The 26,257-nt window shown below is 69.2% G+C and carries 23 protein-coding genes; 14 read left to right on the top strand and 9 right to left on the bottom strand.

Annotated features, from left to right (window positions below):
• Positions 1-78 precede the first annotated feature (78 nt).
• From hutG to ACWDUD_RS11460, 3 genes are read right to left on the bottom strand one after another with little or no spacing between them, the layout of a single operon-like run.
• Entirely contained in the window at positions 79-1,035 is a 957-nt protein-coding gene (hutG, locus tag ACWDUD_RS11470) for a formimidoylglutamase (RefSeq protein WP_450109377.1), read from the bottom strand.
• Positions 1,032-2,213 carry an imidazolonepropionase gene (gene hutI / locus ACWDUD_RS11465; protein ID WP_450109376.1) on the bottom strand — a complete coding sequence of 394 codons (1,182 nt, stop codon included), beginning with the start codon at positions 2,211-2,213 and terminating at the stop codon, positions 1,032-1,034. Before hutI ends, hutG begins: the two co-directional genes overlap by 4 nt.
• Before the next feature lie 3 nt (positions 2,214-2,216).
• Positions 2,217-3,905 carry a urocanate hydratase gene (locus tag ACWDUD_RS11460; RefSeq protein ID WP_450109375.1) on the bottom strand — a complete coding sequence of 563 codons (1,689 nt, stop codon included), beginning with the start codon at positions 3,903-3,905 and terminating at the stop codon, positions 2,217-2,219.
• A 216-nt stretch (positions 3,906-4,121) separates the two neighbouring features.
• Here ACWDUD_RS11460 and ACWDUD_RS11455 point away from each other — a divergent pair, with 216 nt between their 5' ends.
• From ACWDUD_RS11455 to ACWDUD_RS11430, 6 genes are all read left to right on the top strand, one after another.
• Positions 4,122-4,922, top strand: a complete 801-nt coding sequence (locus ACWDUD_RS11455; protein WP_248673030.1) for an SDR family oxidoreductase — start codon at positions 4,122-4,124, stop codon at positions 4,920-4,922.
• 99 nt (positions 4,923-5,021) lie between these two features.
• Positions 5,022-6,989 (top strand): molecular chaperone HtpG, encoded by a 1,968-nt coding sequence (gene htpG / locus ACWDUD_RS11450; protein ID WP_248673031.1) that lies wholly within the window; start codon positions 5,022-5,024, stop codon positions 6,987-6,989.
• 28 nt (positions 6,990-7,017) lie between these two features.
• Positions 7,018-7,794, top strand: coding sequence for an HAD-IIA family hydrolase (locus ACWDUD_RS11445; protein WP_248673032.1), 777 nt, complete (start codon positions 7,018-7,020; stop codon positions 7,792-7,794).
• Positions 7,795-7,926: 132 nt separating this feature from the next.
• On the top strand, positions 7,927-8,457 hold the full coding sequence (locus ACWDUD_RS11440) for a DUF6764 family protein (protein ID WP_197256010.1): 531 nt from the start codon (positions 7,927-7,929) through the stop codon (positions 8,455-8,457).
• 290 nt (positions 8,458-8,747) lie between these two features.
• Complete coding sequence (gene groL / locus ACWDUD_RS11435; RefSeq protein WP_197256008.1) at positions 8,748-10,370, top strand: chaperonin GroEL; 1,623 nt, start codon at positions 8,748-8,750, stop codon at positions 10,368-10,370.
• 495 nt (positions 10,371-10,865) lie between these two features.
• The gene (locus tag ACWDUD_RS11430; RefSeq protein WP_450109374.1) at positions 10,866-11,897 is read left to right on the top strand and encodes an alpha/beta hydrolase; all 1,032 of its coding nucleotides are present in this window, start codon (positions 10,866-10,868) and stop codon (positions 11,895-11,897) included.
• Between the two features lie 13 nt (positions 11,898-11,910).
• On the opposite strand, the gene ACWDUD_RS11425 is transcribed toward ACWDUD_RS11430, so the two are convergent.
• A complete protein-coding gene (locus ACWDUD_RS11425; protein ID WP_450109373.1) occupies positions 11,911-13,128 on the bottom strand; it encodes an erythromycin esterase family protein in 1,218 nt (405 codons plus the stop codon).
• A gap of 116 nt (positions 13,129-13,244) precedes the next feature.
• Here ACWDUD_RS11425 and ACWDUD_RS11420 point away from each other — a divergent pair, with 116 nt between their 5' ends.
• Entirely contained in the window at positions 13,245-13,958 is a 714-nt protein-coding gene (locus tag ACWDUD_RS11420) for a MerR family transcriptional regulator (protein ID WP_450109436.1), read from the top strand.
• Between the two features lie 10 nt (positions 13,959-13,968).
• On the opposite strand, the gene ACWDUD_RS11415 is transcribed toward ACWDUD_RS11420, so the two are convergent.
• Positions 13,969-14,964, bottom strand: coding sequence for a bile acid:sodium symporter family protein (locus ACWDUD_RS11415; RefSeq protein WP_450109372.1), 996 nt, complete (start codon positions 14,962-14,964; stop codon positions 13,969-13,971).
• Positions 14,965-15,048: 84 nt separating this feature from the next.
• Here ACWDUD_RS11415 and ACWDUD_RS11410 point away from each other — a divergent pair, with 84 nt between their 5' ends.
• Positions 15,049-15,921, top strand: coding sequence for a LysR family transcriptional regulator (locus ACWDUD_RS11410; protein ID WP_450109371.1), 873 nt, complete (start codon positions 15,049-15,051; stop codon positions 15,919-15,921).
• A 12-nt stretch (positions 15,922-15,933) separates the two neighbouring features.
• On the opposite strand, the gene ACWDUD_RS11405 is transcribed toward ACWDUD_RS11410, so the two are convergent.
• Both ACWDUD_RS11405 and ACWDUD_RS11400 read right to left on the bottom strand, forming a co-directional pair.
• On the bottom strand, positions 15,934-16,137 hold the full coding sequence (locus ACWDUD_RS11405) for a PspC domain-containing protein (protein ID WP_450109370.1): 204 nt from the start codon (positions 16,135-16,137) through the stop codon (positions 15,934-15,936).
• 85 nt (positions 16,138-16,222) lie between these two features.
• The gene (locus ACWDUD_RS11400; RefSeq protein WP_197255995.1) at positions 16,223-16,606 is read right to left on the bottom strand and encodes a phage holin family protein; all 384 of its coding nucleotides are present in this window, start codon (positions 16,604-16,606) and stop codon (positions 16,223-16,225) included.
• 118 nt (positions 16,607-16,724) lie between these two features.
• Between ACWDUD_RS11400 and ACWDUD_RS11395 the strand changes: the two genes are divergently transcribed.
• Positions 16,725-17,570: a nitroreductase family protein gene (locus ACWDUD_RS11395; RefSeq protein WP_450109369.1), complete on the top strand. Its 846-nt coding sequence runs from the start codon at positions 16,725-16,727 to the stop codon at positions 17,568-17,570.
• 346 nt (positions 17,571-17,916) lie between these two features.
• Positions 17,917-18,876 carry an alpha/beta hydrolase gene (locus ACWDUD_RS11390; RefSeq protein WP_450109435.1) on the top strand — a complete coding sequence of 320 codons (960 nt, stop codon included), beginning with the start codon at positions 17,917-17,919 and terminating at the stop codon, positions 18,874-18,876.
• A gap of 36 nt (positions 18,877-18,912) precedes the next feature.
• On the opposite strand, the gene ACWDUD_RS11385 is transcribed toward ACWDUD_RS11390, so the two are convergent.
• A complete protein-coding gene (locus ACWDUD_RS11385; protein ID WP_197255991.1) occupies positions 18,913-19,239 on the bottom strand; it encodes a hypothetical protein in 327 nt (108 codons plus the stop codon).
• 195 nt (positions 19,240-19,434) lie between these two features.
• Between ACWDUD_RS11385 and ACWDUD_RS11380 the strand changes: the two genes are divergently transcribed.
• The 3 genes from ACWDUD_RS11380 (at position 19,435) to ACWDUD_RS11370 (ending at position 22,410) form a co-directional block, all read left to right on the top strand.
• Positions 19,435-20,568 carry a patatin-like phospholipase family protein gene (locus ACWDUD_RS11380; RefSeq protein WP_450109368.1) on the top strand — a complete coding sequence of 378 codons (1,134 nt, stop codon included), beginning with the start codon at positions 19,435-19,437 and terminating at the stop codon, positions 20,566-20,568.
• Positions 20,569-20,656: 88 nt separating this feature from the next.
• A complete protein-coding gene (locus ACWDUD_RS11375; RefSeq protein WP_248673038.1) occupies positions 20,657-21,538 on the top strand; it encodes a phosphatidylinositol mannoside acyltransferase in 882 nt (293 codons plus the stop codon).
• A gap of 14 nt (positions 21,539-21,552) precedes the next feature.
• A complete protein-coding gene (locus ACWDUD_RS11370; RefSeq protein ID WP_248673039.1) occupies positions 21,553-22,410 on the top strand; it encodes an alpha/beta hydrolase family protein in 858 nt (285 codons plus the stop codon).
• 12 nt (positions 22,411-22,422) lie between these two features.
• Here the strand turns inward: ACWDUD_RS11370 and ACWDUD_RS11365 are convergent, their stop codons facing one another.
• Positions 22,423-24,462: a prolyl oligopeptidase family serine peptidase gene (locus ACWDUD_RS11365; protein ID WP_450109367.1), complete on the bottom strand. Its 2,040-nt coding sequence runs from the start codon at positions 24,460-24,462 to the stop codon at positions 22,423-22,425.
• A 36-nt stretch (positions 24,463-24,498) separates the two neighbouring features.
• On the opposite strand from ACWDUD_RS11365, the gene ACWDUD_RS11360 reads away from it, so the two are divergent.
• On the top strand, positions 24,499-25,782 hold the full coding sequence (locus ACWDUD_RS11360) for a wax ester/triacylglycerol synthase family O-acyltransferase (protein ID WP_248673041.1): 1,284 nt from the start codon (positions 24,499-24,501) through the stop codon (positions 25,780-25,782).
• Positions 25,783-26,257: the final 475 nt, after the last annotated feature.

The raw sequence follows: 26,257 nt of genomic DNA, 5'->3' as shown, positions 1-26,257 counted from the left end.
TTCCATCATGCACGCGTGTGCGCGACCGGGGCGGCGAACATCGGCTCGGATACCCGGGTCTTGTCGTGTGTCCCGGTTCTAGAGGGTTCCGGTGACGATCCGGTGCACGAGCCGTGCCGCAGTGCGTGCCGTCCGGTCGTCGATGTCGAAGGCCGGGTTGAGCTCGGCGACCTCGGCGACGGCGAGCCGGCCGCTGCGCGCCACCAGATCGCACACGTGCTGGACCACCTCGAGCGGAACCCCGTACGCGGCGGGCGCGCTGACGCCCGGCGCGATCGCGGCCGGGAGGACATCCAGGTCGACTGTCAGGTGGACCAGATCCACCGTCGCGAGGAACTCGCCGACGAACGTCTCGACATCGGGCAGATGCGCGATGCGGCACTCGTCGTCGAGCAGGTATCGCACCCCGAGTTCCGTGGCGGTCGTGAACAGCGCGGTCGTGTTGCTCGGCTGCGCGATCCCCACCACCGCATACCGCAGATCCCGCCCCCGCGACTTCTCCTCGCGCGCCATCTGCAGGAACGGGGTACCCGAACTCGGTGTCGCATCGGCCCGCAGGTCGAAGTGCGCGTCGAGGTTCAGCACGCCGCAGCGCGCGCCGTCCCGCACGGCCGCGCTGCCCGCGATGCCCAGATAGGTGCCGTACGCGACCTCGTGCCCGCCCCCGAGGACCGTGACGGGGTGTCCGTGGTCGAGCAGTGTGGTCACCGCGGCGCCGAGGCGGCGCTGTGCTCCCTCGAGGTCGCCACCGGAGACGACCACGTCGCCCGCGTCGTACACCGTCGACGGTCCGGACGGCGGCACCGCCAGCGACGCGAGCCCCGCGCGCAGTGCGGCCGGTCCGTCGGCGGCGCCGGCCCGGCCCCGGTTGCGGCGCACGCCTTCGTCGCTGCGGAACCCGATCAATACGGGCGTCCCCGGTGCCGGGTCGGCGGGCCACGGTGTGACGGCATCATGCCAGCGCAGGTGCTCCCGGCCCGGGCCGTCGTCGCGGCCGGTCCACGGCTGCGCCGGCACATCCGTCCGCAGGATCATCGGCGTATTCCGTCCTTCCATACGTGCGAGACGAGGTGCACGCCCGGCCGGTACGCGAGGTGCACGTGCGAGGGGGCGTCGAGCGCGATCACATCCGCCCGACAGCCGGGTCTCAGCACGCCGATATCGTTGCGGCGCAGCGCGTGTGCTCCGCCCGCGGTAGCGGACCACACCGCCTCGTCTGGGCTCATGTGCATCTCGCGTACCGCCAGCGCGATGCACAGGGGCATGCTCGTCGTGTACGAGGTGCCGGGGTTGCAGTCGGTCGCCACCGCGACCGTCACACCGGCGTCGAGCAGTCGTCGGGAATCGGGATACGTGGCCCGCGTGGAGAATTCGGCTCCCGGGAGCAAGGTCGCGACCGTGGTGCTGTCGGCCAGCGCCGCGATGTCGTCCGCGCTGGTGTGCGTGACGTGATCGACCGACGCCGCGCCGGTTTCGACGGCGAGCCGCACGCCGTCGCCCGGACCCAGCTGGTTGCCGTGCACCCGCGGGACCAGCCCCGCCGCGACACCGGCGCTGAGCACCGCGCGGCATTGGTCGGCGTCGAACGCGCCGCGCTCGCAGAACACGTCGATCCACTTCGCGTGGGGCGCGCACGCGGGGATCATCTCCTCGATCACCATGCGCACGTAGTCGTCTGTGCGGCCGTCGAATTCGGGCGGAGTGACGTGCGCGGCGAGCAGCGTCGTCTCCGGCGTGTGCGCCGCGGCCAGGCGCAGGCTGCGCAGTTCGTCGGCGACGGTCTGGCCGTATCCGGACTTGCATTCGATCGTCGTCGTCCCCGACCGGCGGGCCTCGGTCACCAACCGGGTCACGGTCGCGTTCAGCTCCGCGTCGGTCGCCGCGCGGGTCGCCGCGATCGTCGAGCGGATACCTCCCGCGGTGTAGGGTTGCCCGGCCATCCGGGACGCGAACTCCTCGGCGCGGTCGCCGGCGAAGACCGGATGCGTGTGGCTGTCGACGAATCCGGGAAGTACCGTGCGGCCGTCCAGGTCGAGACGAAAAACATTGTCGGCGTGCGGTTCCCGACCGCTGCTGCCCACCCATTGCACGACACCGTCCCCGAGTAGGAGCGCCGCGTCGCGCAGCAGCCCCAACCGGCCCGCACCGATATCGGGATCGTTGGTGACGAGGACACCGATGCCGTCGAGCAGCGTCCACGGACCCGAGGTCACGACTCACCGCTCCTGCATGGGGACGCGCAGGCCGTGCCGGGCGGCGACCTCACCGGCCTTGTCGTAGCCGGCGTCGACGTGCCGCAGCACGCCGGTCGCGGGATCGTTGGTGAGCACCCGCTCGAGTTTGCGGGCGGCGAGCTCGGTGCCGTCGGCGACGCAGACCTGACCGGCGTGGATGGACCGGCCCATGCCGACGCCGCCGCCGTGGTGGATCGACACCCAGGTCGCTCCCGACGCGGTGTTGACCAGCGCGTTGAGCAGCGGCCAGTCGGCGATCGCGTCGGAGCCGTCGGCCATCGCCTCCGTCTCGCGGTAGGGCGACGCCACCGACCCGGCGTCCAGGTGGTCGCGGCCGATGACGATCGGCGCGGACACCTCACCGGAGGCCACCATCTCGTTGAATCGCAGGCCCGCCCGGTGCCGCTCACCGTATCCGAGCCAGCAGATCCGCGCCGGCAGACCCTCGAACTGCACCTTCTCCCCGGCCAGGCGCAGCCACCGCGTCAGATGCGTGTTGTCCGGGAACAATTCGGCGACCGCCCGATCGGTCGCGGCGATGTCGGCGGGGTCACCCGACAGTGCCACCCACCGGAACGGGCCGCGACCCTCCTCGAACAGCGGCCGGATGTAGGCGGGGACGAAGCCGGGGAAGGCGAACGCGCGGTCGTAGCCACCCTTGCGGGCCTCGTCGCGGATCGAATTGCCGTAGTCGAACACCTCGGCGCCGCGGTCGAGGAATCCGACCATGGCCTCGACGTGCCGTGCCATCGACGCGCGTGCCTGCTCGGTGAACCAGGCCGGGTCCTTCTCGCTCAGCCGGTGCCAGTCCTCGAGTTCCACCCCGAGCGGAAGGTAGGACAACGGGTCGTGCGCGGAGGTCTGATCCGTGACGATGTCGATCGGCGCGCCGCGCTCGAGAAGTCGCGGGAATGCGTGGGCGGCGTTGGCGACCACCCCGATCGACAACGGGGTGCGGGCCTCGCGCGCGGCGACCGCCAGTTCGAGTCCGGCTTCGAGGGTGTCGGCGCGCACGTCGAGATAGCCGTGGTCCAGGCGTCTTTCGATGCGAGCCGGGTCGACGTCGACGCACAGGGCGACACCGTCGTGCATCGTGATCGCCAGCGGTTGCGCGCCGCCCATTCCGCCGAGGCCCGCGGTGAGGGTGAGGGTGCCCGCGAGGGTGCCGCCGCTGTCCGGGTAGCGCCCCGAGGCGGCGAGCTTCCGCGCGACCGCCCCGAACGTCTCGTAGGTGCCCTGGAGGATGCCCTGCGAGCCGATGTAGATCCACGAACCTGCCGTCATCTGCCCGTACATGATGAGACCGAGCGCCTCGAGCCGGCGGAACTCCTCCCAGTTCGCCCAGTCGCCGACCAGATTCGAGTTCGCGATCAGCACCCGCGGAGCCCACTCGTGGGTGCGCAGGACCCCGACGGGCTTGCCGGACTGGACGAGCAGGGTCTCGTCGTCGGCGAGGGTCTCGAGCGTGGCGACGATCGCGTCGAACGCCGCCCAACTACGGGCGGCGCGCCCGGTGCCGCCGTAGACCACGAGATCGTCGGGGCGTTCGGCGACCTCCGGATCCAGATTGTTCATCAGCATGCGCAGCGCGGCCTCCTGCTGCCAGCCGCGACAGTGCAGGTCGCGGCCGCGGGGAGCGCGGACGGGCCGGGCGCCGGGCAGGTTCGTCATGATCACCTCGCGGTGTTCGGGCCTGTACCGATTACACCCTCTCGGTGCCGTGATGCGGTGGCGAAGCGCCGATTCGGCGCCGGTGTGCCGAAGTGGCGCCTCCGACCGCCATTTCGGCACACCGGCAGCGCAGCTGCTTGACCATCGCCAAGAATGATGTTCTGCTTTACGGAAACATCATTCTCGTCGAGGTTTCGCAGCAGGAGGTGGAAGCAAGTGGACCTGGGTTCCGCGCGCCACGCATTCGTCACCGGCGGCGCCAGTGGTATCGGCAGGGGTATCGCCGAGGCGCTCGCCGACGCCGGGGTGCGTGTCACGATCGCCGACATCGACCGGGAGGCAACCGAAGCGGTCGTCGCCACCCGCCCGGACGACTTCGCCGGGCTCGACCTCGACGTGCGCGACCGCGCGGCCTGGCGTGAGGCGAAGGCCCGGTCGGAAGCGGTGTTCGGGCCCGTCGACATCCTTGTCAACAACGCGGGAATCGGATTCAACGGCCGGGACTTCGCCGACCTGGACCCGGAGGTGTTCGACCGGATCATCGACATCGACCTGACGGGAGTGTTCAACGGGATCTCCACGTTCGCGGCCGACCTGCGCGTCCGCGGGCGGGGCCACATCGTCAACACCGCGTCCGTGATGGCCCTGACCGCGGGTGCGCCGGGCCGCGGGGCCTACAGTGCGGCCAAGAGCGCGGTCGTGGCGATGTCCGAGGCGCTGCGGCAGGAGATGGCGCCCCACGGGGTGGGGGTGTCGGTGCTGTGCCCCGGACTGGTCCGGTCCAACCTCGACAGCACCACCACCCGGCTGGGCGGTCAGGTCGAGAACGTCGCCCACATCAAGGGCGACGGCAGCCTCGGCATGGACCCGGCGGAGGCCGGCGCGCGGGTGCTCGACGGCATCGCCCGCGACCTTCCGTACATCCTCACGCACCCGCACTATCTGTCCCACGTCGAGGCGCGCATGGATTCGCTCCGCCGCTGTTTCGCGGAGGCGGAATCCGTCCGTGTGCCGTAGTGGCGCCCCTGACCGCCACAAAGGCACACGAGCAGCGAAGCTGCCTGCCGTCATCAGTAGGATCGACGGTCGTCAGTTCTGCTTCGAAGGGGACCGAAAATGAGCACAAACGTCGAACAGCGTGAGTTCCAGGCCGAGGCCCGGCAGCTGCTGGACCTGATGATCCATTCGATCTATTCGAACAAGGACACGTTTCTGCGGGAACTCGTCTCCAACGCGTCCGACGCGCTGGACAAGCTGCGACTGGAGTCGTTCCACAACAAGGACCTGGAGGTCGACACCTCCGATCTGCACATCGACCTCGAGGTCGACAAGGACAAGCGGACCCTCACCGTCCGGGACAACGGCATCGGCATGTCCCGCCACGAAGTGATCGACCTCATCGGCACACTCGCCAAGTCCGGCACCGGGGAACTGCGCCGCAAGCTGAAGGAAGCCAAGGACGCCGCCGCGTCGGAGGAACTGATCGGCCAGTTCGGCATCGGCTTCTACTCGGCGTTCATGGTCGCCGACAATGTCACCCTGGTCACCCGCCGGGCGGGGGAGGAGACCGGCACGCGCTGGGAATCCGGCGGCGAGTCGACCTACACGATCGCCGCCGTCGAGGACGTGCCGCAGGGCACCTCCGTCACCCTGCACCTCAAGCCGGAGGACGCCGACGACCACCTCTACGACTACACCTCCCCGAGCAAGCTGCGCGAGATCGTCAAGAAGTACTCGGACTTCATCGCCTGGCCGATCCGGATGGAGATCGAACGCACGAAGACCACCCCCGCCGAGGACGGCGGCGAACCCGTCGTCGAGACGGTCGTCGAAACCGAAACCCTCAACTCCGGCAAGGCCCTGTGGGCGCGTTCCCGGGAGGAGGTGTCCGACGAGGAGTACAAGGACTTCTACCGGCACGTCTCCCACGCCTGGGACGACCCGCTCGAGATCATCCCGATGAAGGCCGAGGGCACCTTCGAATACCAGGCGCTGCTGTTCCTTCCGTCGCACGCTCCGTTCGACCTGTTCATGCGCGAACGCAAGTCCGGCGTCCAGCTGTACGTCAAGCGGGTGTTCATCATGGACGACTGCGAAGAGCTGATGCCGGAGTACCTGCGCTTCGTCAAGGGTGTCGTCGACGCACAGGACCTCTCGCTCAACGTCTCTCGCGAGATCCTGCAGCAGGACCGCCAGATCAGGGCGATCCGGCGCCGGCTCACCAAGAAGGTGCTGTCCACGATCAAGGACATGCTCGCCAACGACCGCGACAAGTACCGCACGTTCTGGGCGGAGTTCGGTCGCGTCGTCAAGGAAGGCCTGATCTCCGACACCGACAACCGCGAGACCCTGCTGGCGCTGTCGTCGTTCGACTCCACCGCGAGCACGGAGGCCGGCGCCGACCCTGACGCGACTGCGACGCAGACCACGCTCGCCGAGTACGTCGAGCGGATGAAGGAAGGCCAGGAGGACATCTTCTACCTGACCGGCGAGTCGCGGCAGCAGCTCGAGAACTCCCCGCACATGGAGGCGTTCCGCGCCAAGGGCATCGAGGTGCTGCTGCTCACCGACCCGGTCGACGAGATGTGGACGTCGTCGGTGCCGGAGTTCGAGGGCAAGGCGCTGCGCTCGATCGCCAAGGGCGAGGTGGACCTCGGCAGCGAGGACGAGAAGAAGGCCGCCGAGGCGGAACGCGAGGAGAAGGAGAAGGGCTTCGCGGACCTGCTCGAATGGCTGAAGAACACGCTCGACGAGCACATCAAGGAGGTGCGCCTGTCGTCGCGGCTGACGACGTCCCCGGCATGCATCGTCGGTGACACGTTCAGCATGTCGCCCGCCCTCGAGCGCATGTACCGGGCATCGGGACAGGCGCTGCCTCCGATGAAGCGGATCCTCGAGCTGAACCCGGACCATCCGTTGGTGACCGGTCTGCGTACCGCGCACGAGCAGCGCAGCGACGACCCGGCGCTCGCCGAGACCGCCGAATTGCTGTACGGCACCGCGGTGCTCGCCGAGGGCGGCGAACTCGACGAGCCGGCTCGCTTCGCGCGGTTGCTCGCCGACAAGCTCGCCCGCAGCCTGTAGCGCGACGCGGGCCGATAAGCTCGGCGTCATGAGCGGCGTGGACGGGGTTCTGTTCGACATCGAAGGCGTGATCGTCCTGTCGTGGGACCCCGTCCCCGGCGCCGCGGACGTGCTCGCGGGTCTGCGCGACCGCGGCCTCGCGCGCGCGTTCCTCACCAACACGACCTCCCGCACCCGCGCCGAGATCGCGGGCCGGCTCACCGAACTGGGCATGCCCGTCGACGAGTCGGAGATCGTCACCGCCGCCTCGCTCACCGCCGAATACCTGCGGCAGACCTATCCCGGTCGCCGGTGCTGGCTGCTCAACCACGGCAACGTCGACGCCGATCTCGCCGGCGTCGTCCGCGACGACGACGATCCGGAGGTCGTCGTCCTCGGTGGCGCCGGGCCCGAGTTCACGCACCGGGCGCTGAGCCGGGTCGCGGAACTGATGCTCGACGGGGTGCCCGTCGTCGCGATGCACCGGGCCGGCGCGTGGCAGGCGTCGGACGGTCTGCGCCTCGACACCGGCACCTACCTGGCGGGTCTCGAGGAGCTGTCGGGGCGCAGCGTCGTCGCGGTCGGGAAGCCGTCCATGCAGGGTTTCCTCGAGGCCGCCGAATTGATGGGCACCGACGCGGACCGCATCGTCGTGGTCGGCGACGATCTGGGCGCCGAGGTGATCCCCGGGCAGCGGCTCGGGATGTCCGGAGTGCTCGTGCGCACGGGCAAGTTCCGCCAGTCGGTGCTCGATCTGGCCGTCGACAGGCCCGATCACGTCATCGATTCGATCGCCGATCTTCCGGCCCTGCTGGACCGGCTGTAGCGGCCGCCGGCACCGTCGGGCGCTGTGACCCATCCCACTCGGGCGGGTCCTTTCGGGACGGGATACGCTCGCGCCCCGGGGGTCTCTCCTCCGGTATCCGATCAGTCTCGAACCAGTTCTCGAGGAGCTGCCTTGATCATTCGTTCCTTCCGCTCCGTTCGTCCCGGCCGTCGCGCGGCGCGTGCCGGTGTGGTCGCCGCCCTGGGTGTGGCGGCCGCGTCCCTGCTCGGAGTGGGTGCCGCGACGGCTGCGCCGGTGACCTGTGTGTCGCCGCCGTCGGAGAATCAGATCCTCGTGTCGGACACCGCGAGTTGCGGTGCCAAGGCGGAGATCGGCAGCACGGCCCGCGCGGCGGCGGCGGACAGCGGCACCGCGGTGTCGGTCGCGAACGCGGCCGGGGCGGCCGAGGCGCAGGCGACCGGGTTCGGCACCGCGCTGAGTGCCGCGCGGGACGGCGGACGTTCGTTTGCCTTCGCGCTCGGTGGCGGTCTGAGCCATTCGTCGGCGCAGGGTCCGTCGGTGATCACCCTGTCGCTCGCGGGCTGGGGATCGGGTGCGACCGCCGACGAAACCGGCGTCACGTGCGTCGGTGCCCAGTCGTTCGCGGTGAACACCGGGTCGGGTCAGTGGTGCGCGGTCGGTGTGGGGTCCACGCGCCGCTGATCGGTACCCATCGACCGGGTGTGGCGACCCTTGCACTCGCCACACCCGAGTGCTAAAAATGCAGTTGGCACTCACGCTGAGTGAGTGCCAGGTCGGGATGGTGAGGCCGGGAATATCGACACCCCTGGTCGTCCGTCGCGGGCACTGCTTCCGACCGAGCCAACACGGGGCGTCCCGACGAGCGGTCGTCCTGTGAACGGACCGACCCGACTCGGGTCGAGCCGTGAATGGGCCGACCCGACGAGCGGTCGTCCTAGGTGTCACCCCGATATCCGGAGGATCACTTCGCAATGGCCAAGATCATCGCGTTCGACGAAGAGGCCCGTCGCGGTCTCGAGCGGGGCCTGAACAGCCTCGCCGACGCTGTCAAGGTGACGTTGGGCCCCAAGGGTCGCAACGTCGTGCTCGAGAAGAAGTGGGGCGCCCCCACGATCACCAACGATGGTGTGTCCATCGCCAAGGAGATCGAGCTCGAGGATCCGTACGAGAAGATCGGCGCAGAGCTGGTCAAGGAAGTTGCCAAGAAGACCGACGACGTCGCGGGTGACGGCACCACCACCGCCACCGTCCTCGCTCAGGCGCTCGTTCGCGAAGGTCTGCGCAACGTCGCTGCCGGCGCCAACCCGCTGGGTCTGAAGCGCGGCATCGAGAAGGCCGTCGAGGCCGTCACCGCCAAGCTGCTCGACACCGCCAAGGAGGTCGAGACCAAGGAGCAGATCGCTGCCACCGCGGGCATCTCCGCCGGTGACCCCGCGATCGGTGAGCTCATCGCCGAGGCCATCGACAAGGTGGGCAAGGAAGGTGTCATCACCGTCGAGGAGTCCAACACCTTCGGCCTCCAGCTCGAGCTGACCGAGGGCATGCGCTTCGACAAGGGCTACATCTCCCTCTACTTCGCCACCGACGCCGAGCGTCAGGAGGCCGTGCTCGAGGATCCCTACATCCTGCTCGTCAGCTCCAAGATCTCCACGGTCAAGGACCTGCTGCCGCTGCTCGAGAAGGTCATCCAGTCGGGCAAGCCGCTGCTGATCATCGCCGAGGACGTCGAGGGTGAGGCTCTGTCCACCCTGGTCCTGAACAAGATCCGTGGCACCTTCAAGTCGGTCGCCGTCAAGGCTCCGGGCTTCGGTGACCGTCGCAAGGCCCAGCTCGCCGACATCGCCATCCTCACCGGTGGCGAGGTCGTCAGCGAAGAGGTCGGCCTGTCCCTCGAGACCGCCGGCATCGAGCTGCTCGGCAAGGCCCGCAAGGTCGTCGTCACCAAGGACGAGACCACCATCGTCGAGGGCGCGGGCGATCCCGACGCCATCGCCGGTCGCGTCAACCAGATCCGCGCCGAGATCGAGGCGTCGGATTCGGACTACGACCGCGAGAAGCTGCAGGAGCGTCTGGCCAAGCTGGCCGGCGGTGTCGCGGTCATCAAGGCCGGCGCTGCCACCGAGGTCGAGCTCAAGGAGCGCAAGCACCGCATCGAGGATGCCGTCCGCAACGCGAAGGCTGCCGTCGAGGAGGGCATCGTCGCCGGTGGTGGCGTGGCCCTGCTGCAGGCCGCTCCGGTTCTCGACGACCTGAAGCTCGAGGGTGACGAGGCCACGGGTGCCAACATCGTCAAGGTTGCCCTCGAGGCTCCGCTGAAGCAGATCGCGTTCAACGCCGGCCTCGAGCCCGGCGTCGTCGCGGAGAAGGTTCGCAACCTGCCCGCCGGCAGCGGCCTCAACGCCGCCACCGGTGAGTACGAGGACCTCCTCGCCGCCGGCATCAACGACCCGGTCAAGGTCACCCGCTCGGCGCTGCAGAACGCGGCGTCCATCGCGGCCCTGTTCCTGACCACCGAGGCCGTTGTCGCCGACAAGCCGGAGAAGGCCGCGCCCGTCGCGGACCCGACCGGCGGCATGGGCGGCATGGACTTCTGAGTCCGGCTCACCAGCTCGCGCGAAGCCCGATCCCACACCGTGGGGTCGGGCTTCGCCCGTTTTAGCTGACCGAGCCCCGTCCGAAACACGTGAACAATTCCGTTCGACCTATTTTTCTGTGAATTCTTCACAACATGTCGATGCGCTGCCTGTGGGCTGAAACAGTGATATAACCCTTCTGTCCGAAATTTCGTTTCAGTAACAAGGGGAGAATCCATGCTGCTTCTGCTGCTCCAGTGGGCTGCCGCCAACCCTGACTTCATCCAGGTTCTCGACAGCTTCAGCGACGTCGCCATCGGCTAGGAGACGCCGCCATCGGCTAGAAAAGGAGTTCCGCTGTGGAACCAATGGGGCTGTTCGAATTCCTGGACTTCCTGGTGCTTGCCTTCTCGGCATTCGGTTCCTCGTAGACTGGGTTCGTTCCCGACATCGAACCGTGACCGCAGCGGTATTTTTCCGCCGCTGCGGTCACGCGTGAAAGGCTCTTTCCTTTACATGCGCTCCACCCTCCGTTCCCGGACCGTCATCGCCGGACTCGCCCTGCTCTCCCTCGCCGGCCCGACCGCCGTCGCCACCGCCGAACCCCCCGCCGACGCCGGGACCGTGGACGCGGCCTCGACCGGTGCCTACGTCGACCACATCGACCGGATCACCGATCGCAAGGTCACCGCGCACGTCTACTCGCCGTCCATGGGTCGCACGATCCCGCTCGAGATCCTGCTTCCGGCCGACACGACCACGCCGAAGCCCGTCCTGTACCTGCTCAACGGAGCCGGCGGCGGCGAGGACAATGCCACCTGGACGCAGAAGACCGACGTCGAGTCCTTCTTCGCGGACAAGGGCGTCTACGTGATCACGCCGATCGGCGGCGCCTTCTCGTACTACACCGACTGGCAGAAGGACGATCCGGTCCTCGGCCGGAACAAGTGGACGACCTTCCTCACCCGGGAACTGCCGCCGGTCGTGGACGCCACGTTCGCGACCACCGGCGCCAACGCGATCGCCGGCCTGTCGTCGTCGGCGACGTCGGTGCTCAACCTCGCGATCGCGAGCCCCGGGCTGTACCGCGCCGTCGGTTCCTACAGCGGTTGCGCGTCCACCAGCGACGAACTGGGCCGGGCCTACGTGACGACCGTCGTCGAATCGCGGGGCGACGGCAACGTGGAGAACATGTGGGGTCCGGCTGACCACCCGGACTGGGTTGCCAACGACGCGATCATCAACGCGGAGAAGTTGCGCGGCACCGATCTGTACGTGTCGAGCGCGACCGGACTGCCCGGCCAGCACGAGCGCCTCGATCAGGCCCAGGTGAACGGCGATGTGGAGGCGCTCGCCAATCAGATCCTCGTCGGCGGGGCCATCGAGGCCGCGACGGACGAGTGCACGCACCGGTTCGTGAACCGGCTCGGTGAACTCGACATCCCGGTGCAGGCCGTGTTCCGCCCCGTCGGCACCCACTCGTGGGGCTACTGGCAGGACGACCTGCACCAGTCGTGGCCGATGATCGAGGCCGCCCTGAACCGGTAGACGGCCACCGCTTCTACCAGTACTGCTTCCGCGTCCCGTCGGTGTCGGCGACGAACACGACGGCGTCGGCACCGGCGACCGCGGCCGGCGTCAACGGAATGTGGCCGGGCACGATCGGCTCGCCCGCACCGACGGACGACGGCAGCGCAGCGCGTAGCTCCGGCACCGGGAACAGGGCTTTCCGGCCGGTCGCCGCGGCGAGCGCGTGCTGGAGGGTGCCCGGTTCCGGGTGGGGTGCGGCGTCGGTCGCCACGAACACGTAGCGCTCACCGAGTTCGAGCCCGGCCAGCGCACCGGCACTGCACCAGCTCGCATTCTCCGGCCCGACCTGCATCCCGGACTCCGCCCGCTGCAGGTGCGCGTTGTGCGCGAACAGCAGGATCGGTCCGCGCCGCTGTTCCTGCGCGACGAGCGCGAGCAGGTTCGCGGCCATCATCTCGGCGCGGATCCCGAGCAGACTCCCGATCCGGTCGGGTCCGGCCGTCGCCATGGCCGCGTGATAGCGCAGCAGGCCCGACGCGGTGCGGGCGTGCGTGACGGCGTCCTCGTATCCGTCCGGGTCGGCGGGCCGCAGGCGAGGTCCCGCGCGGTGCAGCGCACCGGCGAGATCGTCGGCGACGAGGCGAAGCTCCCGCGCCCGATCCGAATTGCCGATCGAGACGGCGGGATCGAACATCGCCGCCTCGTCCGTCCAGTCCGCGTCGTCGCCGAGCAGCGCGTCGAGATCCCGGATCGACGCCGGTCGCAGCGGCGCGGGCAGGTATTCGACGACCGCGGACAGTGCGCGGCGCGGGCTCGGTGCCGCGGAGAACTCCAGCGGCGCGTCGAAGCCGTGGAAGCGAACCCGATCCTCCGGGGCGACTCCGGAGTTGTGCGCGCGGAGCCAGTCGACGAGTTCGCGGTTGCCCGGTACGGCACCGAAACCGTGACTGAACCCGGTCGCGAGCACCGTCTCGAGCTCCGCGGGCGCCCCGCACACGTAGTCGTCGACGATCGACGCGGCGAAGATGTCGGTTTCGAGCGCGATCGACCGGAATCCCCGGTCGACCAGGTGACTCAGAAAATCGTTGCGCAGCAACGGAAAAGCCTCGATGCCGTGGGTCGGCTCACCGAGTGCGAGCACCGCCGGTGGCTCGGGTCGCGCGGCGAGCAGTTCGTCGAGTACCCGGCCGAGGCTCTCGCGGTCGTCGAGCGGGCGGGCGATTTCCTGCAGCGATGTGGTGGTCGGCATGAACACTCCTCTGGCGGAAGTACCTACCCCCTCGACAGTATCGTTGAAGGATCGGGTGAAACTTTCACGAAGATCATCTGCGGTTTCGGGTTCGAAGTCTCAAACGGAGGTGCACCCTGCGACCCGTCGACCTCGCCCGCGAGCACGGACTGTCGGCGCAGGCGATCCGCAACTACGAGGACGCGGGCATCCTGCCGCCGGCCGAGCGCAGCGCCGCCGGATACCGCCGATACACACCGCTGCACGCGCATGCCCTGCGTGCCTTCCTCGCGTTGCGCGCGGGGCACGGCCACGGGCAGGCGGCGGAGATCATGCGCCGCGTCAACCGCGGTGACGCCGAGTCCGCCTGTCGTCTCATCGACACCGCCCACGTCGACCTGCTGACCGAGCGGGAAACCCGTGCCGAGGTCGCGTCGGCGCTCGGTGCCCTGTCCTCCGCGACCCCGGCTCCGAGCGGCGGGCCGCTGTCCGTCGGCGAACTCGCGCACCGGCTCGGCGTGCACCGGGCCACGCTGCGCGCGTGGGAAGCCGAAGGCATCCTGCGTCCCGGCCGCGACCGTGCCACCGGCTACCGCACCTACGGGCCGGACTGTGTGCGGGACGCCGAGATCGCGCGGCAGTTGCGGCGCGGCGGATATCCGCTGACCCGGATCGCGCGGTTCGTCGATTCGGTGCGTGAGGCGGGCGGGACCGAGGAACTGCGGGTCTTCCTCGAGACCTGGCAGGACCGGCTCGGCGCGCGCAGCCGCAATCTTCTCGCCGGCGCGGCGCGGCTCGACGCCTATCTCACCCTGATGGAGAAGGCGGGTCCGGCCGCTTCCCGGCGGTGAGGTCCCGTCGTCAGGACACGGTCACCGGGACCGGTTCGGCGACGTTCTTGGCGAGACGCGCCGCGATCGCCGCACACACCAGCAGCTGAATCTGATGGAAGAGCATCAGCGGCAGCACGATCAGCCCGATCGGCTGACCGGGGAACAGGACCGTCGCCATCGGCAGGCCGGTCGCGAGAGACTTCGTCGACCCGCAGAACAGGATCGCGGTGCGGTCCTCGTAGGTGAAACCGAGACGGCGCGACCCGAACCACGTGAGCGCGAGGACGAGGGCGAGCAGGACGATGCACACGGCCCCCAGGGCCAGCAGTCGCGCGATCGACAGGCTCGACCAGATGCCCTCGTTCATGCCGCGGCTGAACGCGACGTACACCACGAGCAGGATCGCGCCGCGGTCGACGAGCTTGAGGGCCTTGCCGTGCTCCTTCACCCACGTGCCGATCCAGCGGCGCAGCACCTGGCCGGCCGCGAACGGCACGAGCAGCATGAGCACGATGTCCAGCACCGCGGAGGCGCTGAACGTCACGCCCTGCGTCGCCATGGTCAGCGCGACCAGAACCGGGGTGACGAAGATGCCGAGCAGGCTCGACGCGGACGCGCTGACGATCGCCCCGGGAATGTTGCCGCGCGCGACCGAGACCAGCGCGATCGACGACTGCACCGTCGACGGCAGCAGGCACAGGTACAGCACCCCGATGTACAGCGGGTCCGTCAGCAGCCACGGCACCAGCGCCTTCGCGGCCAGCCCGAGCAGCGGGAAGAACACGAACGTGGTGGCGAGGATCGTGGCGTGCAGCCGCCAGTGCTTGAGGCCGTCGACCGCCTCGCGGGTGGACAGGCGCGCGCCGTACAGGAAGAACAGCAGGCCGATCGCGATCTTGGACGCCCACGTGAACCCGGTGAGTACGACTCCGCCGGCGGGCAGCAGCGCGGCGACGGCGACCGTCGCGAGGATGCCGACCAGGAACGGGTCGAGTCGGTTCAGCACGGGAATCTTCGAGAGCATGGTTAGACGGTAGGGGAACAACCGCTGATTTACAGAACCGATCACCACGATTACTGTCATCACAAATCGTGATCGGAGGCGATCGTGTTCGACCCGGTGCAGCTGCGGAGTTTCCTCGCCGTCGAGCGCGACCGCAGTTTCAGTGCCGCCGCGCGGCGGCTGGGTCTGCGCCAATCCACCGTCAGTCAGCACGTCGCCAAGCTCGAGCAGGCCGTGGGTCGTCGGCTGTTCCTGCGGGACACCCATTCCGTCGAGCCGACCGCCGACGGCAGTGCGATGGTCGGTTTCGCTCGCGACATCCTCGACCGGCACGACGCCGCACGGCGGTACTTCCAGGACTCCCCGGTCAGCGGCCGGCTGCGGTTCGGGGCGTCCGAGGACCTGGTACTGCACGAACTCCCGGCGATCCTCGGCGAGTTCCGGCGCAGCCACCCGCGGGTGGATCTCGAACTCACCGTCGCGCTGAGCGAGGAACTGCACCGGCGCCTCGACGACGGTGAACTCGACCTGATGTTCGGCAAACGCCGGCCGGGGGAGCAGCACGGGGAACTGATCTTCCGCGACCGTCTCGCGTTCCTGGCCGCCCCCGATTTCACCATCGAGCCGGACGGGCCGGTGCCGCTCGTGACCTATCCACCTCCGTCGCTGACCCGGGACATCGCGCTCGATGTGCTGCAACGCGCCGGGTTCGGCGCGCGTATCACGTGCGTCGCGGACAGTCTCAACGGTCTGCGCGCGGCGGCGCTGGCGGGGCTCGGCGTCGTGCTGCACGCGCGCAGTCTCCCGCCCGCCGGTCTCGAACCGGTGCGAGCGGGAGTGCGTCGGCTACCCGACGCCGGCGATCTCGAGTTCGTCCTGCTGGCGCGGCGTTCGGTTCTCGGTGAACCGGCGCGGGCGCTGCGCTCGGCGATCCTGGACAACGCCCACCGGCTGGGCCGCGACACCGGCATCCGGTGACGGCCGGAACCGTCACTCCGGCAGCAGCATCCACAGGGCCAGGTAGACCAGCGCGGCACCGCCACCGGTGGCGAAGGCGGCGACGACGACACCCGCACGGACGAGATTGACGTCGACGTTGAAATATTCGGCGAGGCCGCCGCACACGCCACCGAGCATGCGCTGCGTGCGGGAACGGACGAAGGGGCGGGGCGTGGAGTTGCTTTCGAATGTCATGCCTACAGCGTGCCGCCGGGAGGCACTCGGGCACATCCGGTGACCCCCCGATTCCGACCCTGATCTTTCGCCTCGGGGTCGCTGCCTACTTGCGGGCGGCGAGCGTCTTCCTGAAGATCACCATCGGCAGCAGCAGGCGGGCGATCACCGACACCGCCCACACGATCACGGTTGCGAGGACCCACGTCGTGATACCGCTGATCTTCAGGCCGTCGCTGACGAGTGCGGTGACGATCAGCGCGACCAGCGTCGAAACGAGGGCGCTGCTGCCGAGCAGCACGGGTGCCTTCGTCACCGAAACCTGGCGGATGAGCGGGTCGATGACGACCGCGACGACCGTGAAGATCACCACGGCGATGAGGAACGCAACTGGGGTGAGAGACATGTCGGGGAGCACCCATGCCCCGACGATCAGGGCGATCGCGTTGGCGATCAGGGCGACGACCGCAGTCGCGAGGAGTCGCATCATGCGGTCAGAGTAGACCCGCCGAGCCCGAATCGTCTGGAATCGCGGTGAGGCGAACCCTGGGCGGTGTCGGGCCGGCCCGGCAGGATGGGGAAGCGTTCGCTGCAGAAAGGACACTCAGATGACCGACACCGTTGTCGCCGGCCGCCGCGCCGCGCTCGCCCTCCGCTACGGCACCGCCGAGGCCGATCGCGCCGAGCTGGCCGGAGAGCTCGTGTGGAACGAGGTGCTCGCCACGCAGCTCGCGCACCGGTCGGTGCGGAAGTTCCTGCCGGACAGCGTGTCCGAAGAACAGTTGCGCGCGATCGTCGCGGCGGCGTCGTCCGCGGCGAGCTCGAGCAACCTGCAGTTGTGGAGTGTCGTGGCGGTGACCGACCGGGATCGGCTCGGCCGGATCGCGGCTCTCGCCGGGAACCAGGACGCGGTCCGCAACGCGCCTCTGCTGCTGGTGTGGGTCGCGGACCTCGCGCGCGCCGGCCGCATCGCCGAGCAGAACGATCGCGACCTCGTCAATGCAGGCTTCGTGGAATCGGCGCTGCTCGGAGTGGTCGACGCGACGCTCGCGGCACAGAACGCCGCACTCGCCGCGGAATCGTTGGGCCTCGGCACCGTGTACATCGGGGCGATCCGGAACCACCCCACCGAGCTCGCCGAGGAGCTGAACCTGCCGGCCCACAGTTTCGCGGTGGTCGGGCTCGTCGTCGGGCATCCGGATCCCACCGCAGCCGCCGAGGTCAAGCCGCGGCTGGGCGTCGATGTCGTGCTGCACCGCGAACAGTACGACCTGGAGGCGCAGGAAGCCGGCACCGCCGAGTACGAGGCTCGCATCTCCGCGTTCTACCGCGAGCAGGGCCTGGCGGACAGCTGGATCGAGCGGGTGGTGGGCCGGTTCGCGACACCGGGGGCACTCGGGGTCCGGGAAGGGCTGAAGGAAGCGCTCGAACGCCGGGGGTTCGATCTGAACTGACCGACCGTACGAACGCGAATGCGGGTGAGCGCTGCTCGCCCGCATTCGTCGTTTCCACCCGCCTTCGCATGTCGCGAATCGGTATTTCTCCGGATTCGATCAAAATGTCTTCCCTGTCCGACTTTGCCTGATAGTTTCTCGCCCGTGACCGAATGGTTACCTGATCCACCGTTCGATATGAGGGGGTGAGAGGCGTGGAGATTCTCGAGATCATCATCCAACTTCTGCTGTCGAACTCCTGACGGCCCACAGCGGCGACCGCGGCGCAACCGCCGTGGTCGCCGCATACATTTCGACGAAAAGGAATGTGGTGCATCGTATTCCGAGTCTGCTGGGCGCCCTGGTGATGCTCGCGGCGGTGGTCGCGTTCGTCGTGCCGCAGGCAACCGCGCAGCCGACATCCGGCGCGCATCTCGTCCGGGTGGAGACCGTCGATACCCGGCAGCAGATTCTGATCGTCCACTCCGCCGCCATGGACCGGGAGATTCCCGTACGGGTGATTCTTCCGTCCGACAGGTCGCGCCCGCGCCCCACCCTGTACCTGCTCAACGGGTACACCGGCGGGGAAGAACCCGGCAACTGGCACGACCGCACCGACGTCGTCGCGTTCTTCGCGGACAAGAACGTCAACGTCGTCACCCCGATCGGTGGTCGGGCCAGTTACTACACCGATTGGCGCAGTGACGATCCCGTGCTCGGACGCCACAAGTGGTCGACGTTCCTCACTCGTGAGCTTCCGCCGATCGTCGATGCCACTCTCGGCACATCCGGTCGCAACGCGATCGCCGGCGTGTCGGCCTCGGCGACCTCGGTCCTCAATCTCGCCGTGGAAAGCCCCGGACTGTATCGCGCGGTCGGTGCATACAGCGGGTGCCCCTCCACGAGCGACCCGGTGAGCAGACGCTTCGTCGAAATGGTCGTCGAGGGACGGGGGCGGGGTGACGTGACGAACATGTGGGGTCCCGTCGGGGATCCGGCGTGGGCCGCGCACGATCCCTACCTCAACGCCGAGCGACTGCGCGGCCTCGAACTCTACATCTCCAGTGGCACGGGGCTTCCCGGGTACGACGACACGCTGGACGGCCGTGAGGTCGCGGGCGATCCGCTCGTGCTCGTCCGGCAGGCCGGTACCGGCGGGGTCATCGAGGCCGCGACCGGTGAATGCACGCGGCGGTTCGTCGCGAGACTCGACGAACTCGGCATTCCCGCCCACGTCGAGCTCCGCCCCACCGGGACCCATTCGTGGACCTACTGGCAAGACGACCTGCACCGGTCGTGGCCGGTCTTCGACCGCGCCCTGCGCTGACCACCGCCGTAGGTTCCGGCCGGTGGCCCATCACGGTCAGTTGCACACCACGACGAGGCCGAGACCCCGCCAGACCTGGGTCTCGATCCGGTCGAACTCGTGGTCGTCGCGGTCGTAGACGGTGTCGGTCTCGGTGCGGTAGCCGCGGTCGCGCTGCTCGGTGACCGTGCACGAATCCGAGGAGATCCCGGAGCGGTTGAGCACCGTGTACGGCACGCCTTCGGCGTCGAGGGTTGCGCGGGCTGCGGATTCGCTCATCCCGACCACGTACGGAGCCGACGCGGCGGACGCGGCGGGGCCCCCGAGGAGCAGGGCGGCTGCGGTGGCTGCGGTGACGGCGGCGGCGGAAACGATGGTGCGCATGGTGATTCCTTTCGGAGATGCGAACAGGCGTGCAGAACAGGAAAGTGTTGGTGCGAACGGGATGTGGGCTGTGATCCCGAACCGTTCCCATCGTGGCTCGACAGCCGCACCGGGCACATCGGGTGAGCCACCCATCTGCACCCTGAATTCGCGGGTCGGGGTTTCTCGGGGAACGGGCGCGGTACCGTCGAAGCCATGGCCGAACCGAAACGGGTAGCTCTGGCACTCGGCAGTGGGGGTGCGCGCGGATACGCGCACATCGGAGCGATCCAGGCTGTGACCGGCCGCGGCCTCGAGATCGTCGGTATCGCGGGATCGTCGATGGGTGCGCTGGTCGGCGGACTGTACGCGGCGGGCAAGCTCGACGAGTACACCGACTGGGCGCTGACCCTCACCCAGCTCGACGTGGTGCGGCTGCTGGACGTGTCGGTGACGTCAGCGGGCGCCATCCGCGCCGAGAAGGTGCTCGCCCGGGTCCGCGAGATCCTCGGCGACGTGCAGATCGAGGACCTGCCGCTCCCGTTCACCGCGGTCGCGACCGATCTGGCTGCGGGACGGCCGGTGTGGTTCCAGCGAGGTCCGCTCGACGTCGCCATCCGCGCCTCGATCGCGATTCCCGGCGTCATCACTCCGGCGGTCCTCAACGGCCGGGTGCTCATCGACGGGGGCACGCTCGCGCCGTTGCCGGTCGCGCCGACCGTGGCGCTGGCGTCGGACCTGACGATCGGGATCAGTCTCAGCGGTGAGGAACGCGGCCTCGCGTCCCCGGTGAACGTCAGCGCCGAACCGCGCCCGGTCGAGGAATGGATCGGCCGCTTCCGCCGCAGTGCCGGGTTCCTGCTCGAACGCGACATCGTGCGATCGGTCGTGGGCCGGTTCGGTTCGGCCCGGGCCCATACGGATTCGGGCCCTGCCGACTCCGGTAACGGCGCGTACTCCGATATCACTGCCGACTCCGATGCCGCTGCCGACGAGGAGGTGTTCGAGCCGCCCGTCGACCCGGCGCTCGAAGCCGCCGCGGTGGCGTCCGGGGGTGTCGCCGCGCCGAAACTCGGCCGCGTCGCGGTGATGAGCCGGTCGATCGACATCATGCAGTCGGTGCTGGCCCGGCATCAGCTCGCCGCGTACCCACCGGATGTGCTGGTCGAAATACCGCGCAGCGCATGCCGCAGCCTCGATTTCCACAAGGCCGCCGAGATGATCGAACTCGGCCGGACACTGACCGAAGCGGCTCTCGACAACGCCGGGTTCCTCGAGGCGCGGGCCGGTGGCGAGCACGGTCCTCCGCAACCGGGCGATCACGGACCCGCAGAGGGATCGCCGGAATAGCCGGGGATCGTGCCCCCGACTCGGCGCAATGCCGGTGTGTTCGCGGTCGAGGGGAGGACACTCGGGTGATGAGGCGTGGTGATGGCCGGTGAACGCGAAGGATCGAACCTGGGACCTCGGTTACGCGGCCGCGTGGCGGCTGGTGCGCGCACTGCCGGATCGCTGGGCGCTGCGCCTGTTCTATCTCGCGGCCGATCGCGCAGCCCGCAACGGCGGACCGGATCAATTGCGGCGCAACCTGTCCCGTGTTCTCGCCATCCCGGCCGAGGAGATCCCCGACGAGCTGGTGCGCGCGAGCCTGCGTTCGTACGCGCGCTACTGGTGCGAGGCCTTCCGGCTTCCGTCGATGGATCCGGTCCGGCTCGCCGACGACATCGAAACCTCCGCCACCGGACTCGAACACATCCACGAATCGGTCGAGCGCGGCAAGGGTGCGGTGCTGGCCCTCCCGCACAGCGGAAACTGGGATCTGGCGGGCGTCTGGGTGACGCAGCGGGTGGGCTCGCCGGTCGTCGTCGCCGAGCGACTGCGGCCGGATTCGCTGTTCCGGCGCTTCGTACGGTTCCGTGAGGGATTGGGATTCGAGATCATTCCGCTCACCGGCACCGAGACGCCACCGCTCGAGCAGTTGGCGGCACGGCTGCGTGAGGGCCGGATGGTCGGGCTGCTCGCCGAACGCGACATGACCGGCACGGGTGTGCCGGTCACCTTCTTCGGCGAACCGGCCCGCATGCCGGCCGGTCCCGCCCGGCTCGCGATCGACACCGGTGCGCCGCTGCTGCCGGTGAACTGCTGGTTCACGCCGAACGGTTGGGGTTTCCAGGTGGGCCCGCCCATCGAGGCCGTCGACGGTGTGCAGGGCACGACGCAGGCGCTGGCCGACCGGTTCGCCGCCGCGATCGCCGCGCATCCTGCCGACTGGCACATGCTGCAACGGGTGTGGACCGCCGACTTCGACGGCCACCGATGATCTACTCTGAGCCGGTGGAGACCGTACCGATCCAGCTGCCGGGGGGTACCACCGCGCCGGTCCGCCTGTTTCCGGGCCCGGACCACGAGCACGAGACGCGACGGGACGCCGCGAGGATCGTGGTGGTCGTCGTCCCCGGGCTCGGAATCCCGGCCGGCTACTACGAACCGTTCGCCGACGCGCTTACCGGACACGGCTTCGACGTCGCGATCTGCGAGCTCCGCGGGCAGGGCGACAGCCGGCCGCGCCCGGACGCCGACAGCGTCTACGGCTACCACGAGCTGGTGTCCGTGGACTTCCCCGCGATGTTCGAGGTCGTCCGCGAACGATTCCCCGATTCGACCCCGTACCTGCTGGGACATTCGATGGGCGGCCAACTCGGGGTGCTCTACGCGTCGCGGGTCCGCGGCCGCCTCGGCGGACTGATCCTCGTCGCCTCCGGAACCCCCTACTACCGGCACTTCCCGGGCTCCCGCGGACCCGGCCTGCTGCTCGGGTCCGCGGCCATGTCGATCACCGCGAGCGTCGCGGGATTCTGGCCCGGCGACCGGCTCGACATCGGGGGATTCGGACGCCAGTCCCGCGTGCTCATCTCGGACTGGGCGCGCCTGGCCCGCAGCGGACGATTCGAGCCTTACGGCGCCGACATCGACTACGAGGAGCGCCTCGCGCGGCTGAAGCTGCCGGTGCTGTCGATCACCATCGAGAACGACGACATGACCCCGGTCGCCGCGGCCCGGCATCTGCTCGAGAAGCTCCCCGCGGCCGAGGTCACCACCTGGCACCTCGACCGTCCGCTGGGGCACAACGGCTGGATCCGGGACAACGCGGAGATCGTCGAGCGGGTCGCGGCCTGGTTGCACGACCGCTGACCCGCCCGGTTGTCAGCGGAGCTTGTCCTCCAGGAACGTGAACGTCAGCGCCGACTTGAACGCGGCCTGCGCGTTGTCCGCCGCGCCGCCGTGCCCGCCCTCGATGTTCTCGTAGTACCGCACCTGATGTCCCTGCTCCTCGAGGCGGGCGACCATCTTCCGGGCGTGGCCGGGATGCACCCGGTCGTCGCGGGTCGAGGTGGTGATCAGGATCGGCGGGTACGTCGCCTCGGGATCGACGTTCTGATAGGGGGAGTACTCCTTCAGGAACGCCCACTCGTCCGGGTTGTCGGGGTCGCCGTACTCGGCCGTCCACGACGCGCCCGCGAGCAGCAGGTGGTACCGCTTCATGTCCAGCAGGGGCACCTGGCACACGATCGCCCCGAACAGCGACGGGTAGCGGGTGAGCATCACGCCCATCAGCAGACCGCCGTTGCTGCCGCCCTGGATACCGAGCTTCTCCGCGGTGGTGATGCCCCGCGCGACGAGGTCCTTCGCGACCGCCGCGAAGTCCTCGAACACCTTGTGCCGGTTCTCCTTCAGCGCCTGCGTGTGCCAGGTGGGGCCGTACTCGCCGCCACCGCGGATGTTCGCGATCACATAGGTGTAGCCGCGTTCGAGCCACGCCCGGCCGATACCGCCTCCGTAGGCGGGCACCAGCGAGTTCTCGAATCCACCGTAGCCGTACAGCAGGGTCGGCGACGGGGTGTCGGTGTTGCTGCCCACCACGAAGTACGGCACCTGGGTTCCGTCGTCGGACGTCGCGAAATGCTGTGTGACGGAAATGTTCTCGGCGTCGAAGAACGAGGGTGCCTGCTTGATCGCCGTCAGCGGACCGCCGACCGTCCCGGACAGCAGAGTCGCGGGGACGGTGAAACCGCTGGAGTTGAGGAAGAAGTCGTCGCTCTCGAGGGGATCGACGTCGATGATCGAGGTGGACGTCGCCGGCGGAACGCCCTCGAGCGGGCGGTCCTCCCACCCGTCCGGCCCCGGCGTGAGCACCCGCACCTCGGTCTGCACGTCGCGCAGCGTCACGAGCAGCAGGTGGTTGCGGGTCCACGCGTACTGCTCGAGCGAGGTGTGCTCGTCCGGGGTGAACAGCACCGTGAACTCGCGTGATCCCGCCAGAAACGCCGGATAGTTCGTGGCCAGCAGTGCACCGGCCGGGTATCCCAGCCACGGCGACCGGGTGCGCACCAGCAGATGGTCGCGGTAGACCCCGGCACCGGCGTCGTCCGGCACCTCGAGCTTCACCAGTTCGCCGTCGTCGGTCAGCTCGAACCGGTGCGCGTTGTAGAAGTCCAGGGCCCGTTCGACGAAGGTCCGCTCGTATCCGGGCGTGCGGTCGTACGACGCGCCCACCGCCACGTCGGTCTTCTCGCCCTCGAACACGATCTCCGCCTCGGAGACCGGGGTGCCACGCCGCCACCGCTTCGCGATCCTCGGATATCCCGAATCGGTGAGTGACCCGTCACCGAAATCGGTACCGACGTATACGGAGTCCGCGTCGATCCACCCGATGTCCGTCTTCGCCTCGGGCAGTTCGAAACTGTCCGCACCCGACACGAACTGCCGTGTGACCAGATCGAATTCGCGGATCACGGTGGCGTCCGCGCCGCCGCGCGACAATCCGATCAACGCGCGCGTGTGGTCGGGACGCAGCACCTGCGCGCTCGACCACACCCAGTTCTCGCCCTCCTGCTCGGCGAGCGCGTCCAGATCGACGAGCACGTCCCACTCCGGGTCGTCGCGCAGGTACTGGTCCATCGTGGTGCGGCGCCACAGCCCCCGGACGTGCTCCGCGTCCCGCCAATAGTTGTAGAGATACTCCGCGCGTCGCCGGGCGTAGGGAATCCGCGCATCGGTGTCGAGCACCTCCCGGATCCGGGACTGCAACGTCTCGAACTCGTCGGTGCGGGTGTACTCGTCGACGGTGAGTGCGTTCCGGGTGCGCACCCAGTCCAGCTGCTGCTCGCCGGTGACGTCCTCGAGCCAGAGGTACGGGTCGGTCGGGTCGGAGGCCGTGGCTTGGGAGTTCGTCGAAGAGGTCATGTGGCTATTTCTACCCGGACCGGCACACTTGCGGGCATGCAGCTGCATCCAACCGACGCGCGCCGCGACTGGCTCGGCGATCGTCTGCCCAGCGATCTGTTCCTCGTGTACTGCTTCGACGCGCCGTCCGTGCCGCCAGAACGGGTGCTCGCCGACCTCGCCGCGCGGGCCGCGAGGATCGGGGACCTGCGCACCCGGGCCGTCGACGTTCCGGGCCTGCTCGACTACCCGTACTGGACGAACCGCGAGATCGGAGACGACCAGTTCAGGACCCATCCCGGCGGTGACTGGGCTGCGGTGACGGCCCTGCTCGGCACGCTCGTCGAGGGCCGGGTCGACATCCGGGTCTCGCCGTGGCGGCTGCACCTGATCCCCGACGTCACGGGCGCACCCGGGGGAGACGGGGCCGCGCTGCTCGCGGTGCTGCAGATCTCGCACGCGTTCGCCGACGGAGTGCGCGCGTCGGCGTTGGCGCGTGCCCTGTTCGGGAAGGACGCGCCGCCGCACACCGAGGCGCCCCGCGCCCCGGCGCCGCCGGCCATGCTCGTGCGCGCGGCGGCGAAACTGCCGGGACAGATCGTCGGGGTGGTCGCCGACGGGGTGAGGGCGAGCCGGGCCGAGCAGGAACTGGCCGGACCGGGCGTGCCGTCCCCGGCGCCGGGCTGCCCGCTCGTCGCGGTGAACACCGCGCCCGGTCCCCGCCGCACGGTGCGGACCCTCGTGTGCGACGCCGCCGGCCTGCGGCGCGCCGGCACCGTCACGGTCGCGGCGCTGGCCGCGATCGGTCCGGCCCTGGCCGCGTTCCTGGACGTGGACGCCCTCGGAGCGGAGGTTCCGGTGGCGGTGCCGACGAGGGGCAGCGAACGGAACGCGTACCGCAGTGTCGGGGTCGCACTTCGCCCGGACCTCCGCGACAGCGGCGAACGGGCCGCGGCGATCGCCGCCGAACTGGAGTTGCGGCGCCGCCGCGCCGCGCACCCGGCGATGGCGGTGCGGTCCCGGACCGAGGATCACGTGCCCGCGCCGCTGCTGCGTTTCGGGATCGACCGCACCGACCTGTCCGTCGTTCCGCCGACCGTCACCGGGAACACCGTGGTGTCGAGCGTGAACCGCGGCGCCGCCGACCTCGTGCTCGGCGGCGGCGCGGTGCGGTTCACCACCGGATACCCGAGCCTGTCACCGGTGATGGCACTGACCCACGGCGTGCACGGCATCGGCGACGCCGTCGCGGTCTCGGTCACGACGAGCCCCGACGTGCTCGACGACGCCGCACTCGACCGGTACGTGGATCTGCTCCGGAGATCGCTCGCCGGGCTGTAGGCCGGGTGCGGCACTGTAGGCCGGGTGCAAGCACCAGGGGGCCCGTCAGCGGAAGTAGTCGCCGAATCCGAAGATCGCGTCGAAGGCGCTCGTGGGGGCAGCACGTCCACGTAGTTGACGCGGTAGTCCGGATACGAGGTGCGCATCAGGGCGTGCACGAACTGCGTCGCGTGGATCGCGTCCACGGCGTCGATCGTGACGGTGAGGTGGACCAGAGCGTTGTCGCTGCGGCCCACGCAACCGTGATGCGGAACGATCGGCTCGAGGAAGTCGTCGTCGCTCAGAAGATCGACGAGCACATCGAGTTCGATCATTGCGTTGTATTCCATGTGTGTCCTCCCGTGTCGAACACCCGAGCGGCCTCGCGCCGCGCGGGTTGAATTCGATCGGGAACACGCACGGCGACATCATGCCCGAGTCCCGGAGAGTCCGCACGGGGGAGCGGGCGGCGTGTCACACAGCCCCTTGTCTCACA

Source organism: Rhodococcus sp. NPDC003382 (assembly GCF_053589135.1).
This window is presented reverse-complemented; position numbering and strand designations above follow the sequence as displayed.

Coding starts and splice junctions, on each gene's coding strand:
- hutG (WP_450109377.1), bottom strand. CDS start 1,035: ATGATCCTGCGGACGGATGTGCCGGCGCAGCCGTGGACCGGCCGCGAC.
- ACWDUD_RS11460 (WP_450109375.1), bottom strand. CDS start 3,905: ATGACGAACCTGCCCGGCGCCCGGCCCGTCCGCGCTCCCCGCGGCCGC.
- htpG (WP_248673031.1), top strand. CDS start 5,022: ATGAGCACAAACGTCGAACAGCGTGAGTTCCAGGCCGAGGCCCGGCAG.
- ACWDUD_RS11445 (WP_248673032.1), top strand. CDS start 7,018: ATGAGCGGCGTGGACGGGGTTCTGTTCGACATCGAAGGCGTGATCGTC.
- groL (WP_197256008.1), top strand. CDS start 8,748: ATGGCCAAGATCATCGCGTTCGACGAAGAGGCCCGTCGCGGTCTCGAG.
- ACWDUD_RS11430 (WP_450109374.1), top strand. CDS start 10,866: ATGCGCTCCACCCTCCGTTCCCGGACCGTCATCGCCGGACTCGCCCTG.
- ACWDUD_RS11425 (WP_450109373.1), bottom strand. CDS start 13,128: ATGCCGACCACCACATCGCTGCAGGAAATCGCCCGCCCGCTCGACGAC.
- ACWDUD_RS11415 (WP_450109372.1), bottom strand. CDS start 14,964: ATGCTCTCGAAGATTCCCGTGCTGAACCGACTCGACCCGTTCCTGGTC.
- ACWDUD_RS11405 (WP_450109370.1), bottom strand. CDS start 16,137: ATGACATTCGAAAGCAACTCCACGCCCCGCCCCTTCGTCCGTTCCCGC.
- ACWDUD_RS11400 (WP_197255995.1), bottom strand. CDS start 16,606: ATGATGCGACTCCTCGCGACTGCGGTCGTCGCCCTGATCGCCAACGCG.
- ACWDUD_RS11395 (WP_450109369.1), top strand. CDS start 16,725: ATGACCGACACCGTTGTCGCCGGCCGCCGCGCCGCGCTCGCCCTCCGC.
- ACWDUD_RS11390 (WP_450109435.1), top strand. CDS start 17,917: ATGCTCGCGGCGGTGGTCGCGTTCGTCGTGCCGCAGGCAACCGCGCAG.
- ACWDUD_RS11385 (WP_197255991.1), bottom strand. CDS start 19,239: ATGCGCACCATCGTTTCCGCCGCCGCCGTCACCGCAGCCACCGCAGCC.
- ACWDUD_RS11380 (WP_450109368.1), top strand. CDS start 19,435: ATGGCCGAACCGAAACGGGTAGCTCTGGCACTCGGCAGTGGGGGTGCG.
- ACWDUD_RS11365 (WP_450109367.1), bottom strand. CDS start 24,462: ATGACCTCTTCGACGAACTCCCAAGCCACGGCCTCCGACCCGACCGAC.
- ACWDUD_RS11360 (WP_248673041.1), top strand. CDS start 24,499: ATGCAGCTGCATCCAACCGACGCGCGCCGCGACTGGCTCGGCGATCGT.